The organism is Thiospirochaeta perfilievii (genome assembly GCF_008329945.1).
GTDB classification, from domain to species: domain Bacteria; phylum Spirochaetota; class Spirochaetia; order DSM-2461; family DSM-2461; genus Thiospirochaeta; species Thiospirochaeta perfilievii.
Genome location: NZ_CP035807.1, coordinates 672233 through 685915, shown reverse-complemented (window position 1 = coordinate 685915; position 13683 = coordinate 672233). Strand labels below are relative to the sequence as shown.

Below are 13683 nucleotides of genomic sequence, written 5' to 3'. Positions count from 1 at the left end.
AGTATGAGTATTTTAGACGTTTTAAGTAATAATCAGGTTTCAGGCGACTTGGTAGATATTAAAAGAACTAATCCTCTTCATCTAAATATTGATGGAGAAAAAACTCCGTTAACAAATAGTGATGGAGCAACTTTTGAAGAGCTTATGTTAGAGGCTGTTAATGGTGTTAATAGTGATCAGATGGAGTCTGCAGATTTAATGCAGCAGATGATTACAAATCCAGACTCTGTTGATACCCATGATTTAACAATAGCCATGGCAAAGGCCGAGATGTCATTAAATGTAACTAAGGCGGTTATAGATAAGGCAGTATCAGCATATAAAGAGATAACATCTCTACGTTAATATAAACAGTATTTAAAATAGTTTCTTTTTTGGGAGGGGAGTAACAGTGGATTTTATTAAAAAAATAATTTCTAAAATCACTAGCTTATGGAGTAAGTGGTCATTAGTACAAAAAATTATATTGATTGTAATTGTTGTAGTTGTTATAGGAGCTTTATCGGCTGTTGTAGGTGTAAATGCAGGAACATCTGCTAAACCTTTATATCTAGGTCTGTCTGAAGAGGCTAATCAGGAGCTTCTGTTTACACTTAATGATATGAATCAGCCATATACAATATCCTCCGATGGAACGATTATGGTAGAGAGTGAATATTTAGCAAAAAAAATTAGAACTCAACTTGTTGCAACAAATAGTGTTCCAGGTTCAGTATCCGGTTTTGATATGTTAGGTACTCCTAGTTTTACTGAAACCCAGTGGGACAAAGACCAAAAACTTCAGATGCGGGTTAAAACCCAATTAGAGTATCACATTGAAACCTTAGATAGTATAGATGATGCATCTGTTACAATTGTAATTCCTGAGAAAGAGTTGTTTAAAGAGAATCAAAAACCAAACACTGTATCAGTATCCCTTCGTATAAAACACGGTTCAAACTTTGCAAGTGATAGATCCCAAATCCAAGGGGTTGAGAGGTTAATAATGACCTCTGTTGTAAACCTTAATAAGGATAATATTACAATTGTTGATAGATCGACTGGTAAGATCCTAAATGTATCTGATGAGGATATGGCAGAGTTTGATAGGTTAGCCCTTGGTAACAAGGAGATGGACCAAAAAACTAAATTTGAATTAAAATATAAAGAGTCAATTGAGAATGCTCTTTTTGAAATATTTACAGAGGATAGGGTAGCCCTAGTTAACTTAGATATAACACTGAATACCGATGTTGTTGAAGTTGATAAGGAGGAACATACCCCAATAATTACAACTAAGGATAATCCTGCTACAGGTTACTCTGAAGAGGTTAACCAAGAGTCTATTGAGATATCTAGACAGATAAATAAAACAGAATTTCAAGGTTCAGGATTTACTCCAGAAGGACCGGCGGGAGCCGAGGGACAAACACCTCCCCAATATCAAGAGTTAGATACAATGGCTGGGACTTATAATCAAAGTAGCGAGATTGTAAATAAAGTTGTAAATACTGTTAATACTAAACAGGTTAAGAGTCAGTGGAAAAAAGAGAGAACTTCTGTAGCTGTAAATATTGATGGTAAGTGGGAGAAACAGTATGATAAAGATGGTAATGTTCTAATTGAGAATGGTCAGATTGTAAGAAAGTTTATACCACTAACAAAAGAAGACATATTAGCAGCTGAAGAGTTAATTAAACATGCAATAAATTATGATATTCAAAATGGTGATTCAGTTACTGTTCAAGCAATACAGTTTGATAGAACTAGTGAGTTTGAGTTAGAGAATAAATTAGAAAGAGATGCACAAAATAGAAAAAAGATTTTACTTTTCTCTGTTTTAGGGTTTGTATTAATAGTTATCATCTTTGTTATTATGAGAATGGTTTCAAAAGAGCTTGAAAGACGTCGAAGATTAAAAGAAGAAGAGATGGCTAGACAGCACCAGGCTATGAGGGAAGCTGCTCTTAGAAGTGCAGAAGAAGATGGCATGGAAGTAGAGATGTCGGTTGAAGATAGAGCAAGATTAGAGATGCAAGAACAGGCTATAAATGTGGCACGGGAACACCCTGAAGATGTTGCACAGTTAATTAGAACCTGGTTATCAGAGGAGTAGGAAATAGATGGCTAAGAAGAAGCAGACCCACAAAGAGGAACTTACAGGACGGCAAAAGGCCGCAATTTTCCTTGTAACCCTTGGATCTGAAATATCCTCGGAAATTTTTAAACACCTAAGGGAAGATGAAATTGAAATATTAACCTTTGAAATTGCCAGATTAGAGAATATCGATTCTGAGCAGAGAGATAAGGTTTTAGCAGAGTTTCAAGAGTTAATGATAGCACAGGATTTTATATCTAATGGTGGTATTGACTACGCTAGAGAGTTACTAGAGAAATCCCTTGGGAATCAAAAAGCTGTTGATATAATAAATAGATTAACTTCTTCCCTACAAACTAGACCATTTGATTTTATTAGAAGAACTGACCCTGCCCATCTTTTAAACTTTATTCAGCAGGAGCATCCACAAACTATTGCACTTATTCTAGCCTACTTAGAACCGGCAAAAGCATCAATTATTCTAGGGCAACTTCCGGCAGAGAAGCAGTCTGATGTTGCTAGGAGAATTGCAACAATGCAGAGAACATCCCCTGAGATTTTAAGGGAAGTTGAGAGGGTTCTAGAGAAAAAACTATCATCAGTATCCCAGGAAGATTATACGTCAGCTGGTGGTGTTGAGAGTATTGTTGAGATTTTAAACCTTGTAGATAGAACAACAGAGAAGAGTATTATTGAGGTTCTAGAAGAGGATGATCCAGAGTTAGCAGAAGAGATTAAGAAGAGAATGTTTGTATTCGAGGATATTGTTATGCTTGATGATAAATCAATTCAGAAAATTATGCGTGAAGTTGATACTTCCGAGTTATCAAAAGCTCTTAAGGGTGTAGATGCGGATGTTCAAGATAAAATATATAGAAATATGAGTAAGAGGGCTGCAGCCCTATTAAAAGAGGATATGGAGTATATGGGACCTACAAGACGGAAGGATGTAGAGGATGCCCAGCAGAAAATAGTTTCAATTATTAGAAAACTTGAGGAACAAGGTGAAGTTATCATTGCCAGAAGTGGTGAAGAGGACGTACTGGTTTAAGGAGCAGTTAGATGGCAAAAAATGTATTTAGACCAATGGAAATAATGAATCTCGTACAAAAAGTAGAAATCCAAGCTCCTGTTTTTGAAAGTATAGAAGAAGTTGAAGAGTTAGATGAACTTACTGAGATGGAAGAGTATACAGGGCCTACAGCAGACGATCTAAGAAGGGAAGCTGAAGAGTTTAAGCAAAGGTGGGAGCAGGAGAAGAGTTTTCTTGTATCTCAAGCTGAAAATGAAGCTAACCAGATTAAAGAGAGAGCCCAGGAATCTAGTGCGAAAATGGCTCAAGATAAGGTTGATGATGCACAAATTGAGTCAAATAAACTAATAGACGAAGCTACTTTAACCTTAAACAGAGCTAAAGATGAAGCAGAAAAAATAATCAACGAAGCAAAGGCTGAGACTGAGAAAATAAAGGCTGAAGCTTATAACGAGGGAGTTAACCTTGGAAAGGAAGAGGGGTATAACTCTGGTAGAGATGAGGTCCAAAGATTAGTTGATAGGGTTCATAAAGTTTTAAATGCAGCCATTGATAAGAGACGGGATATAATAATGGAGGCTGAAAACCAAATGGTTGAGCTTGTTTTATTAATATCTCAGAAAGTAGTTAAAGTAATCTCGGAAGAGCAAAAAAATGTTGTTTTAAGTAATGTTATTCAGGCCTTAAGAAAAATGAAAAGCCGGGGTGAAGTTGAGATTAAGGTAAACTTAGCAGATGTTGCTTTAACAACAGAACACATAAAAGATTTTATGGAGATGATAGAGAGTGTCTCTGCAATTACGGTATTAGAAGATTCAACTATAGAGAAGGGTGGTTGTATAATTGAGACTAACCTTGGTCGAATAGATGCAAGAATATCCAGTCAGTTAAGAGAGATAGAAGATAGAATTCGGGACTTAATGCCTATTAAAGCGGATATGGAGAAGAAGAGGTTAGAGGAATTTGGAGATCTTTGATAAATACATTTCAACTTTAAAAGAGCTCGAACCTGTTAAGTTTACAGGAAGCGTAACTGGTATTCATGGTATGGTTATCGAGAGCACTGGACCTCAAGCTGTTATTGGAGAGTTATGTTATATAACTATTGATCCTGATAAGGATAAAAAGAACCCCGGACGTCTTTGGTGTGAAGTTGTTGCACTTAAGGGAACTAAGGTTCAACTTATGGCCTACGGCGAGATGGATGGTGTTAAAATTGGATCCCTTGTAACAGCAAGTGGAGAGACTCTTCATGTCAATGTATCCGATTCTATGTTAGGCCGGGTTTTTGATGGCCTTGGTAGGCCTACAGATGGTAAGGGAGCAATTGTCGATGGAAAGAGATACCCTGCTATGAATACTCCTCCTGATGCAATGACAAGGAAAAAAATAGAAGATAGGGTTGTAACAGGTGTTAAATCCATAGACGGTCTAATCCCTATAGGGAAGGGGCAACGTGTAGGTATTTTTGCAGGATCTGGTGTTGGTAAATCAACACTAATGGGAATGGTTGCAAGAAATACAGATGCGGATATAAATGTAATTGCATTAATTGGAGAGAGGGGTCGAGAGGTTCGTGAGTTTCTTGAAAATGACCTAGGAGAAGAGGGTCTTAAAAGATCTGTTATTATAGTTGCTACTGGGGATTCTCCCCCACTTGCCAGGTTAAAAGGGGCATTTGTCGCTACAGCTGTAGCAGAATATTTTAGAGATCAAGGAAAGGACGTTATGCTTCTTTTTGACTCTGTAACACGTTTTGCAATGGCTCAGAGGGAGATCGGTCTCTCTACTGGGGAACCTCCAGCCACAAGGGGATACACTCCATCGGTTTTTACTATGTTACCTAAACTCTTAGAAAGGGCTGGAACCAATGAGAGAGGTTCTATTACAGGCTTTTATACAATACTAGTAGAAGGTGATGATATGGATGAACCAATTGCAGATGCAGTACGGGGAATTTTAGATGGTCACATAGTACTAAGTAGGGATCTAGCCCATAAATTTCACTATCCCGCTATTGATGTTTTACAATCTGTATCCAGACTTACTAATAAAATTACAAGTAAGCCTGTACAGCAGAATATAGGTTACATAAGAAAGATGTTAGCCCTATATAGGGATAAGGAAGATTTAATAAATATTGGAGCCTATGCAAAGGGTTCTAACCCTGATATTGATGAAGCTATAGATAAGATGCAGGATATAAATAACTTTTTAAGACAGGATATTGATGAGGGGGTATCAATAGATGAGACCCTTTCTAGACAAGGCTTTATTTCGGGGCATAATTTTGATGGTGAAGCTTAATGAAAAAGTTTAAATTTAACCTAGAGACTGTTTTATCAATTAGAGAAAATATTGAAAAAGAGTGGGAAGCTAAACTTGGACTAGCTAATAAAGAAGTTCAACTGGTAAAAAACAGAATCTCAGAAATAGAGAGTAAGTTAAACTCCTCTAGATTAAGTAGTGTGGATATAAGCCAGATGCAGGTTAAATGTATATATGAAGATAGATTGTTATACCAAAAGAAGAGGGAAGAGTCCCTTTTAAAAGAGAAAGAGTTAGATAGGGATAGGGTTAAAGAGGTTTATCTTCAAAAATCCATGGAGAGAAAAGTTATAGATAAACTAAAGGATAACTCCCTTAAAAAGTATAAAAAAGAGAGTCTTAAAGAAGAGACAATGTTTATAAATGAGATAAATAACTCATCAAAAATTAGAGAAAGATTACTTGGGGGTACTGTATAATGGCTAATAATTCAATCGCAGGAATGATAGGGAAATCCATACTGCTACTACTTCTTATAGTTATTTTAATAATTGGTGGAATTTTATGGTTTGACTTTTTAGGTGTTATAGATAGGGGAGACTCTCTTAATTTTATAACAAATTTAGTAGGAATTGATGAGGAGACTCCAGTTGTCGATGAAGAGTCTAATATCTACCTCCTTGATGCGGTACGTTTAGTAAAAGAGAGGGAAGCAATTGAGAGAAGGGAGATCGCTTTAAAATCCAGGGAAGAGGGTATCACTTTAGAAGAGGCTAAAAATAGACAGGTCTTAGAAGAGTTAAAGGAGAAAGAAGCTGCAATCATAGATAAGGAGAAATCCCTAGAAGAGGCTCTAAATAGGTATAATGATGAACAGAAAAACCTAGAAACAACTGTAAGCTATCTTGCTGCTCTTCCACCACAATCAGTAGTGGATATTTTAAATAACTACCCTGTTCTTAAGGTTGTTGATACTCTAAGAAAAGAGGATGAAATAGCTTTAAGGGATGGTCGGGTATCAAACTCATCAACATGGATTCTGTTTATGGATGCTAAAAAAGCGGCTGAAGTTCAGGATATGATGATTAAAAAACCTAGTTAATAATTATTCCTAATAAAATACTTTTTATTTATTTAAATCCTTAGTATACTATTTAAAAAGGAGTTAATAGATGAAAAAGTTATTAATAATATCAATAATTCTATTATCATTTCTTGGTTGTAAGGATGATAATAATAATAAATTAACAGTTGCAATGGAACTACAATATCCACCATTTGAAATGAGTGATGAGAGTGGAAACCCTTCTGGAATAAGTGTAGATATTGCTAAGGATCTTGGTAAATACTTAGGTAGAGAAGTGGTTATTGAGAATATCGCATGGACAGGCCTTATCCCTTCTTTACAGACAAATAAGGCGGATATCATTATATCCTCAATGACAATTACTGATGAAAGAGCTCAGGTAGTTGACTTTTCTAACCCGTATATTAAGTCTGGGTTAAGCCTACTAATTAATAATGAATCAAAAGTAACAGGTTTTGCAGATGCTGATAAAGAGGGTGTAGTTGTTGCTGTTAAATCTGGAACTACTGGAGCTAATTTAGCCAAAAATATTTTTAAAAAAGCGGAAGTTAGACTTTTTGATGAGGTAGCAGCCTGTGTTTTAGAAGTTTCCCAGGGGAAGGCAGATATTTTTATATACGATGTTTTAACAGTATACGAAAATTACCAAAGAAATATTGAAACTACAAGAATGAATCTAGAACCTCTACCAGGGTCAGAGGGGTATTGGGGAATGGCTGTTAAAAAAGGTAATGATGAGCTTTTAAGGGATGTTAATAAGTTTATTAAAGAGTACCAGGATAATGGAGGCTTTAATAAGTTAGGTGATAAATATCTAGGATATATAAAGACTATCTTCGATGATTCCGGAATTCCATTTTTCTTTGATATTTAATGTTTAGTTTAAAAAGATATTTTTTATTAAAAAATCCCTCGGATAGACCTCCGAGGGGGGCTATACTCTTAAATTTTACTATTATATTTATTTTTCTGGCAATATTTATAATTAAGGGTTTCTCAATTCTTGATTATGATCTCAGGTGGGACAATGTATATAAATATAAGGATAACCTATTAACTGGTTTTTACACTACAATAGTTCTATCCCTAATAAGTCTGCTATTTAGTGTTATTATAGGTTTATTTTTTGGAGTTTTTGGCAGAAGTCGATTCCTACCGCTAAGAGTCGTTTCAAAAATATATATAGAAATTATTAGAGGTACCCCCCTAATAGTACAGATATTAATATTTTTCTATGTTGTGGCTAATTTTATTGGTATAGATAATAGGTATGTAGCAGGTGTAATAATAATGTCTTTCTTCTCCGGTGCTTATATTGCAGAAATAATTAGAGCTGGTGTTGATAGTATTGGAGAGACACAAAGGGAGACTGCTAAGGCCATAGGGTTAAGTAAGACACAAACCTATAGGTATATTCTCTTTCCCCAGGTTTTAACCAGGGTTTTACCACCCCTTGCAGGGCAGTTTGCATCTTTAATTAAGGACTCATCCCTTCTATCTATTATTGCTATTAAAGAGTTTACAATGGCAGCTAGGGAGATAAATGCAAATACATTCTCTACAATTGAGAGTTATGTACCTTTAGCAGTTGGGTATCTACTATTAACTATACCTATATCTATATTAACAGGCTACTTAGAAAGGAAATTTAAATATGAAACTTGAGCTTAAAAATCTCTCAAAGAGTTTTGGAAATCATAGGGTTTTAACCGATGTTTCAATAAAACTAGAGGATTTTGACTCTCTAGTTTTAATAGGCCCCTCAGGTGGGGGAAAAACTACCCTATTAAGGTTATTAGCAGGCCTCGAAAAACCCCAGGGTGGAGATGTAATAATTAATAATAAACAAATTATATACGACGAGAAATATCTATCCCAATATAGAAAAAGAATAGGTATGGTATATCAAGCATACAACCTATTTCCCCACTTAACTGCAGTTGAAAATATAACCTTACCCCTAATTAAGGTTCATAATGTAAAACCTAAGATTGCAAAGGAGATGGCATTTGATCTTTTAGATAGGTTTAATCTAGGGAATCAGGGGAATAAAAAACCTATAGCACTATCAGGAGGTCAACAACAGAGGATAGCAATATGTAGGGCTGTTGCAATAAAACCGGAGTATCTTTTATTAGATGAACCTACATCAGCTTTAGACCCTGAATATACATCAGAAGTTTTAGACCTTATATATGAGTTAAGAAATGAGGGAATGCAGTTGGTACTAGTTACCCATGAAATGGGTTTTGCCAAGGAAGCAGCTGATAAGGTTATGTTTATAGAGGATGAGGGGATTGTTCAGTGTGGTTCGGCAAGTGATGTATTAAACAATAGTGAAGATCCTAGGGTTAGAAAGTTCCTAAATAAGGTTTTAAAACATACTAAATAAAAAAAGGGGCTATTAAAAAATACAACTTTAAATAAAGCCCCTTTATATTACTATCTATATAGGTTTATTTCATCCCTTAAACTTTTAGCTGCAATAGAAGGGTCTTCTGCGTAGATAATACCACGGGATGAGTTAATTATCATTCCAGTACCATCTGGTGTAGTTCCAGCTTTAACAGCCTTCTCCACATCGCCACCTTGAGCACCAATACCGGGTGTTAAAAATGGGATATCCCCAATAACTTCTCTAATTTTTTTAAGCTCCTCAGGATAAGTTGCACCTACTACTAGAAGAATGTTTTTATTCCTATTCCAACTATTAGTCGCCTTACTAGCAACATGCATATAGAGTGGTTTCCCATCAATTTCTAGGTCCTGAAGATCAACAGCTCCTGGGTTAGAAGTTCTACAAAGTATAATTGTAGCCTTATCTTTTTGTTCTAAAAATGGCTCCAAGGTATCTCCACCCATATACGGGTTTACAGTAACAGAGTCCGCTTTATATCGAGTAAAAGCCTCTTTTACATACATTTGAGCTGTTGAACCAATATCTCCACGTTTAGCATCTAATATTACAGGTATTCCTGGATAAGACTCATGAATATAATTAATTGTAAGCTCTAAGTCCCTCTCAAGGCCAACACCGTTATAATATGCAATTTGTGGTTTGTAGCAGCATACGTACTGGGCTGTAGCATCAATAATATCCTTATTAAATGCAAATAAAGGGTTTTCTAACTCCCTATATTTTGCTGGTATCTTCTCTACATCAGGATCTAATCCAACACATACAAGGGTGTTGTTCTCTACCCATCTCTTTTTAACTTGTTCCATAAATGACATATATATTACATCCTTTTTATATTTTTCTATAAACACGTATAATTCCTTTTAACATAGAGAATTACATACTTCTATCGCAAAACATTATATTTTAATGTCGTGATAAAATCAATATTAAGTGTTTACAGTCAGCAATTCTCCTTATTAAAACCATCGCATAGCAATGTTCAAATATAAACATAAAATACTTTTTATAAAATATTCTCTTGAAAAGGGTTTTATAATTTTTGCTTTTCTGTTATAAAATTTTCAATGGGAGCCGGAAAATCAGCATTTAATACATTTTTATCTTTTCTCTACGATAGCATTGAGCATTTCCCTGATAATAGATCAGTGAGAAACACGCAATATAAAATGTCAGATGTCGCATAGGCCGCTTATTCATGTTTTCATATGCAGAATCAATCGTTCCTTTCACACCAGAAAGCCATGGAGAACTCAAAAGGGAAAAATAATGCCAGATCATTATTTGGAATTGAGATGATTCCAACAGATAATCATATAAGAAACCTACTTGATGAATGTGAAGCCTCCCTTTTATATCCAGCATATTTAAAATCTTTCGAATGGATTAAAAAAATGGTTATCTCAAAAAGTACAGTGGACTTAATGGAGCCATCCTGGTGGCTCTTGATAGTACAGAGTTCTTTTCATCAGAAAGCATCTGCTGTAAAAACTGTTTAACTAAAGTTAAGAAAAACGAAAACACACATTATTCCCATAGTGCCATGACTAGAGAGTTTAACATCAGTTACAATGAACTTGGTCAAGAAGTTTTAAGAGAAAGTGATAATGATACTTCCATTATGTCTTATGATGCTGTTGGAAGAATGACTTCATACTTACATAAAAACCGCCGACAAATAGTTCGAGCTGAAAGTTTTGTATATAATGAATTAGGACAGAAAATACTTTCTGTAGATGAAACAGGAGCAATGAGCTCATATGATTACAATGCCTTAGGACAGCTTGCAAAGGCAGAGTATTCTTATGACTCTGGCTATTTAAAACAATCTTTTGCTGAATTAAAAGATTTAGGGTATTTTAAAGATAAGCATGATATATGGAATTATAATTCACAATTAAAGATAAATAATGGAAAAAGAAGTAATAAAAATAGTTTAGATCGTTGGGACATGTCATTTGAAGAGCAACAATTAGTTCGAGACGCTTCAGATCTTATTAATCCATCATGGAAATATCTTGATTTTAATAAAAATATATGGAGTGAAGAGTTTAACTATGATGTGAATGGTAATATAAATTCTAAAACAACTCCTTTTGGTACAGTTGATTATAGTTACAATGAAGAAAATCAATTGTTAGTAGCTGGTAAAAAAAGCTTTGAGTTTGACTATAATGGAAATATGATTAAAGAGATTGTTAATGGAAATGAAATTGATATGTCCTACAATTTTGAAAACAGACTATCTACTTATATAGAAGATGTACAAAAAATAACTTATACATACGATGTATTGGAAGAAGAAACTCTCGATCTGTTGGTTATTATAGCGAGAACAATATAGATTTTAAGAACAAAGGCAAAGCCAATGCAAGTTTTAAAAGTGTAGAAGAGACTGTATCTAATTATACTTATGATGGATTTAGTTTTAATACATTGCTTGAAGAAAGAGTTTATCCAAATAATTGGCATGATATTCAAGTTTTAGAACATGATTATTTGTATTCGCAAGTATTAACAACAGATGAAACTAGATGGCATTATACACATGAAACTTTTTATAGACATGATAATTTAGGTTCAGTTGTAGCTTATGAAGAAAATAATTCAATTAGACCTGTAAAATATACTGTATTTGGTAATACTGTTAATATGTGGAATTGGCCTGACAAGGAAAACTTTTTCGGATATAATGGTAAAATAGAAGATATGGAAACAGGATTATATAATTACGGATTTAGAGACTATTCACCGGTTAACATGAGATGGACGACTGTTGATCCAATCCGTGATGGCACAAACTGGTATGCTTATGTTGGGAATGATCCGATTAACTATATAGATCCGTTGGGGTTAGCTGAATTTAGAGCTAATCCAGGAGATGATGATATCACTATTGCAATTGATGTTATAGGTGGGACAAACTTTGGTGAAACTGACTATGGCCAGAAAGTTGTATCAAATTTAAAAGATTTAAATGATAAGGGACAGATAAAATATAAAGATCTAGGAACAACAACTAGAGCTCAGCATATAAATTATTTTGGTTTTAAAGATGAGGTTATAAATATAAATAATAATCCATCATTAAGTATTACATTAGACGAATTACCTGGTAGATTAACTCATGAAGGAACTCATAATGTTCAAGCTACACAAGGCTTTGTTTATGGTATTGATAAAGAAGTGCAAGCATTTGATAATGCAGCACAAGTAGATATTGAATTAGGAATAACTCCAAACACTCCTACAATGGAGCAATTAAAAGAGGATTATCCACAACATTTTGATCTAAAACCTGATTTAGGAACAGTTGTTGGTGTATTGCTAGATCCATGGAAATATTCTATTCCTCCAAGACCCGCAGCTTCCTTTGAAAAAGATTTTAATGATACAGAAGATAATGGTGAGTGCGAATGAAAAGATTAATTTTACTCCAATTAGTAATTATTATATTTCCATTATACTCACAAGAAAATGTTTTTAAGAGCAATGGTTTAATTTTCCTAGTATCAGAAATTGATGACAGATCTCCTGTTTTAGATTCTCCTGTCTATTATACATTAAAGTATGATAAAGAAGATAATGTTTTTACCCACAGCATAATAAATCAAGATAATATTAGTCATTCATTTTATATTGGAAGATTTAAATCAGCTAAAATTCTTAATTCGACAAATTCTGAGAGGCATAGAACCATTTTCGATTCAGAAATAGATTATAGAATAAAAAAGGATATGTTTATTGAGCTGCTACCAAATCAAAAGTTCACATTTAAGCAGGAAGTTGAATCTAAGTTTGGATTTGTAAAATCAAATAGAGCTTTTTTACAATTTTATTTTGGTTCATATTTATTTTTTAATAATAGTCATGACTTTTACCCCATTAATAAGCATACAGAATTTTATGGGAAATATTTTTTATTTGAAAATATAAAGCTTAAAGCTAATGAATTAAATATTCATAATTTATATATAGATGAAGTAATTAGTAATAAACAAAAAGTAGTAGAATAATAATTTCCATAAGATAAAGTTGGAGCAGAACCTACTTTGTAGGTCAGCTCAACTAGCCCTTATGGATATTTCAGGTAATAATTAATACTAAAGGCTATCCGGTTTGGGTAGCCTTTTTGAATTTAGGATTAACTTTAAGTTTGATACGTAATAATTTGTAAGCTTAAAAGTATCCGTCATTTTCTTGGGCAGTTAATGCATAATCTTATTAACTTCAACCGAATCACAATTCCAAGGAGTGAGATGTTCCATTGATTCACCTTCTGAAAGTAAAACTACATTTTCAAAAAGCCACTTTAAATATGCATATGGATTTAATCCATTAAGCTTAGCAGTTTCAATTAAAGAGTAGAAAAAACATAGAGATTTTGCTCCTTCAGGACTTTCAGAAAATAAGAAGTTACGTCTATTATGTGCTATAGCGCATAAACGTAAAAACTGGATATTTAGTGGCAGTCCTAAAGGAGCCGAATCATCAGCAATATTATATAGTCTTGTTGAATCTGCGAAGATGAATAATATCCAAGCTAGTGATTACTTTAATTACATCTTAAGAAAAATACCATATTGTGAAAAACAGGAAGATTATCAAAAACTATTACCGTTCAACTAAACACCTGAAATTTTGAAACCTGTATAGGTGGAATTAATAACCGCTTACTGGTCTTAAAACCAAGAGATACAAAATATTCACTCTCCCTTTCTTGTTTTTCAAAATATATCTCAGCTCCACTAGTGTGTCTATATAGTTTATTATGTTTTACTTCTGAGTAATTTGACATT

At 34.0% G+C, this 13683-nt stretch carries 18 protein-coding genes; 15 read left to right on the top strand and 3 right to left on the bottom strand.

Translation table 11 applies throughout. From position 1 onward, the window contains the following. Positions 1 to 3: 3 nt before the first annotated feature. The 10 genes from fliE (at position 4) to EW093_RS03095 (ending at position 8857) form a co-directional block, all read left to right on the top strand. Positions 4 to 345, top strand: coding sequence for a flagellar hook-basal body complex protein FliE (gene fliE, locus EW093_RS03140; RefSeq protein ID WP_149566993.1), 342 nt, complete (start codon positions 4 to 6; stop codon positions 343 to 345). A gap of 46 nt (positions 346 to 391) precedes the next feature. Next, positions 392 to 2095, top strand: coding sequence for a flagellar basal-body MS-ring/collar protein FliF (gene fliF / locus EW093_RS03135; RefSeq protein ID WP_149566992.1), 1704 nt, complete (start codon positions 392 to 394; stop codon positions 2093 to 2095). Between the two features lie 7 nt (positions 2096 to 2102). Further along, the gene (fliG, locus tag EW093_RS03130) at positions 2103 to 3128 is read left to right on the top strand and encodes a flagellar motor switch protein FliG (protein WP_149566991.1); all 1026 of its coding nucleotides are present in this window, start codon (positions 2103 to 2105) and stop codon (positions 3126 to 3128) included. Between the two features lie 11 nt (positions 3129 to 3139). Further along, on the top strand, positions 3140 to 4087 hold the full coding sequence (fliH, locus tag EW093_RS03125; protein WP_149566990.1) for a flagellar assembly protein FliH: 948 nt from the start codon (positions 3140 to 3142) through the stop codon (positions 4085 to 4087). Next, positions 4074 to 5417 carry a FliI/YscN family ATPase gene (locus tag EW093_RS03120; protein WP_149566989.1) on the top strand — a complete coding sequence of 448 codons (1344 nt, stop codon included), beginning with the start codon at positions 4074 to 4076 and terminating at the stop codon, positions 5415 to 5417. Before fliH ends, EW093_RS03120 begins: the two co-directional genes overlap by 14 nt. Beyond that, a complete protein-coding gene (locus tag EW093_RS03115; RefSeq protein ID WP_149566988.1) occupies positions 5417 to 5857 on the top strand; it encodes a flagellar export protein FliJ in 441 nt (146 codons plus the stop codon). Before EW093_RS03120 ends, EW093_RS03115 begins: the two co-directional genes overlap by 1 nt. Next, positions 5857 to 6480, top strand: coding sequence for a periplasmic-type flagellar collar protein FlbB (locus EW093_RS03110; protein ID WP_149566987.1), 624 nt, complete (start codon positions 5857 to 5859; stop codon positions 6478 to 6480). Before EW093_RS03115 ends, EW093_RS03110 begins: the two co-directional genes overlap by 1 nt. Before the next feature lie 70 nt (positions 6481 to 6550). Beyond that, on the top strand, positions 6551 to 7339 hold the full coding sequence (locus EW093_RS03105) for a transporter substrate-binding domain-containing protein (protein ID WP_149566986.1): 789 nt from the start codon (positions 6551 to 6553) through the stop codon (positions 7337 to 7339). Next, complete coding sequence (locus EW093_RS03100) at positions 7339 to 8130, top strand: amino acid ABC transporter permease (RefSeq protein ID WP_149566985.1); 792 nt, start codon at positions 7339 to 7341, stop codon at positions 8128 to 8130. The genes EW093_RS03105 and EW093_RS03100 overlap by 1 nt, the downstream gene beginning before the upstream one ends. Further along, positions 8120 to 8857 (top strand): amino acid ABC transporter ATP-binding protein, encoded by a 738-nt coding sequence (locus EW093_RS03095; RefSeq protein WP_149566984.1) that lies wholly within the window; start codon positions 8120 to 8122, stop codon positions 8855 to 8857. Before EW093_RS03100 ends, EW093_RS03095 begins: the two co-directional genes overlap by 11 nt. 50 nt (positions 8858 to 8907) lie before the next feature. On the opposite strand, the gene pyrF is transcribed toward EW093_RS03095, so the two are convergent. Further along, positions 8908 to 9735, bottom strand: coding sequence for an orotidine-5'-phosphate decarboxylase (gene pyrF, locus EW093_RS03090; RefSeq protein WP_223111644.1), 828 nt, complete (start codon positions 9733 to 9735; stop codon positions 8908 to 8910). A 393-nt stretch (positions 9736 to 10128) separates the two neighbouring features. On the opposite strand from pyrF, the gene EW093_RS03085 reads away from it, so the two are divergent. From EW093_RS03085 to EW093_RS03070, 4 genes are all read left to right on the top strand, one after another. Further along, complete coding sequence (locus EW093_RS03085; protein WP_149566983.1) at positions 10129 to 10383, top strand: hypothetical protein; 255 nt, start codon at positions 10129 to 10131, stop codon at positions 10381 to 10383. After that, positions 10323 to 11228 (top strand): RHS repeat domain-containing protein, encoded by a 906-nt coding sequence (locus EW093_RS03080; RefSeq protein WP_187759808.1) that lies wholly within the window; start codon positions 10323 to 10325, stop codon positions 11226 to 11228. The genes EW093_RS03085 and EW093_RS03080 overlap by 61 nt, the downstream gene beginning before the upstream one ends. 155 nt (positions 11229 to 11383) lie before the next feature. Then, positions 11384 to 12304, top strand: a complete 921-nt coding sequence (locus tag EW093_RS03075) for an RHS repeat-associated core domain-containing protein (RefSeq protein WP_149566981.1) — start codon at positions 11384 to 11386, stop codon at positions 12302 to 12304. Beyond that, the gene (locus EW093_RS03070; RefSeq protein WP_149566980.1) at positions 12301 to 12900 is read left to right on the top strand and encodes a hypothetical protein; all 600 of its coding nucleotides are present in this window, start codon (positions 12301 to 12303) and stop codon (positions 12898 to 12900) included. Before EW093_RS03075 ends, EW093_RS03070 begins: the two co-directional genes overlap by 4 nt. Before the next feature lie 192 nt (positions 12901 to 13092). Here the strand turns inward: EW093_RS03070 and EW093_RS17930 are convergent, their stop codons facing one another. Beyond that, positions 13093 to 13242: a transposase domain-containing protein gene (locus tag EW093_RS17930; protein WP_342781929.1), complete on the bottom strand. Its 150-nt coding sequence runs from the start codon at positions 13240 to 13242 to the stop codon at positions 13093 to 13095. Positions 13243 to 13411: 169 nt separating this feature from the next. On the opposite strand from EW093_RS17930, the gene EW093_RS18040 reads away from it, so the two are divergent. Beyond that, the gene (locus tag EW093_RS18040; protein WP_425473378.1) at positions 13412 to 13513 is read left to right on the top strand and encodes a hypothetical protein; all 102 of its coding nucleotides are present in this window, start codon (positions 13412 to 13414) and stop codon (positions 13511 to 13513) included. Here EW093_RS18040 and EW093_RS17250 read toward each other — a convergent pair. Further along, positions 13506 to 13682 carry a hypothetical protein gene (locus EW093_RS17250; protein WP_187759807.1) on the bottom strand — a complete coding sequence of 59 codons (177 nt, stop codon included), beginning with the start codon at positions 13680 to 13682 and terminating at the stop codon, positions 13506 to 13508. The two genes, EW093_RS18040 and EW093_RS17250, sit on opposite strands and share 8 nt — an antisense overlap. Position 13683 lies beyond the last annotated feature (1 nt).

Coding starts and splice junctions, on each gene's coding strand:
- fliE (WP_149566993.1), top strand. CDS start 4: ATGAGTATTTTAGACGTTTTAAGTAATAATCAGGTTTCAGGCGACTTG.
- fliG (WP_149566991.1), top strand. CDS start 2,103: ATGGCTAAGAAGAAGCAGACCCACAAAGAGGAACTTACAGGACGGCAA.
- fliH (WP_149566990.1), top strand. CDS start 3,140: ATGGCAAAAAATGTATTTAGACCAATGGAAATAATGAATCTCGTACAA.
- EW093_RS03115 (WP_149566988.1), top strand. CDS start 5,417: ATGAAAAAGTTTAAATTTAACCTAGAGACTGTTTTATCAATTAGAGAA.
- EW093_RS03110 (WP_149566987.1), top strand. CDS start 5,857: ATGGCTAATAATTCAATCGCAGGAATGATAGGGAAATCCATACTGCTA.
- EW093_RS03105 (WP_149566986.1), top strand. CDS start 6,551: ATGAAAAAGTTATTAATAATATCAATAATTCTATTATCATTTCTTGGT.
- EW093_RS03100 (WP_149566985.1), top strand. CDS start 7,339: ATGTTTAGTTTAAAAAGATATTTTTTATTAAAAAATCCCTCGGATAGA.
- EW093_RS03095 (WP_149566984.1), top strand. CDS start 8,120: ATGAAACTTGAGCTTAAAAATCTCTCAAAGAGTTTTGGAAATCATAGG.
- EW093_RS03085 (WP_149566983.1), top strand. CDS start 10,129: ATGGAGAACTCAAAAGGGAAAAATAATGCCAGATCATTATTTGGAATT.
- EW093_RS03070 (WP_149566980.1), top strand. CDS start 12,301: ATGAAAAGATTAATTTTACTCCAATTAGTAATTATTATATTTCCATTA.
- EW093_RS18040 (WP_425473378.1), top strand. CDS start 13,412: ATGAATAATATCCAAGCTAGTGATTACTTTAATTACATCTTAAGAAAA.
- EW093_RS17250 (WP_187759807.1), bottom strand. CDS start 13,682: ATGTCAAATTACTCAGAAGTAAAACATAATAAACTATATAGACACACT.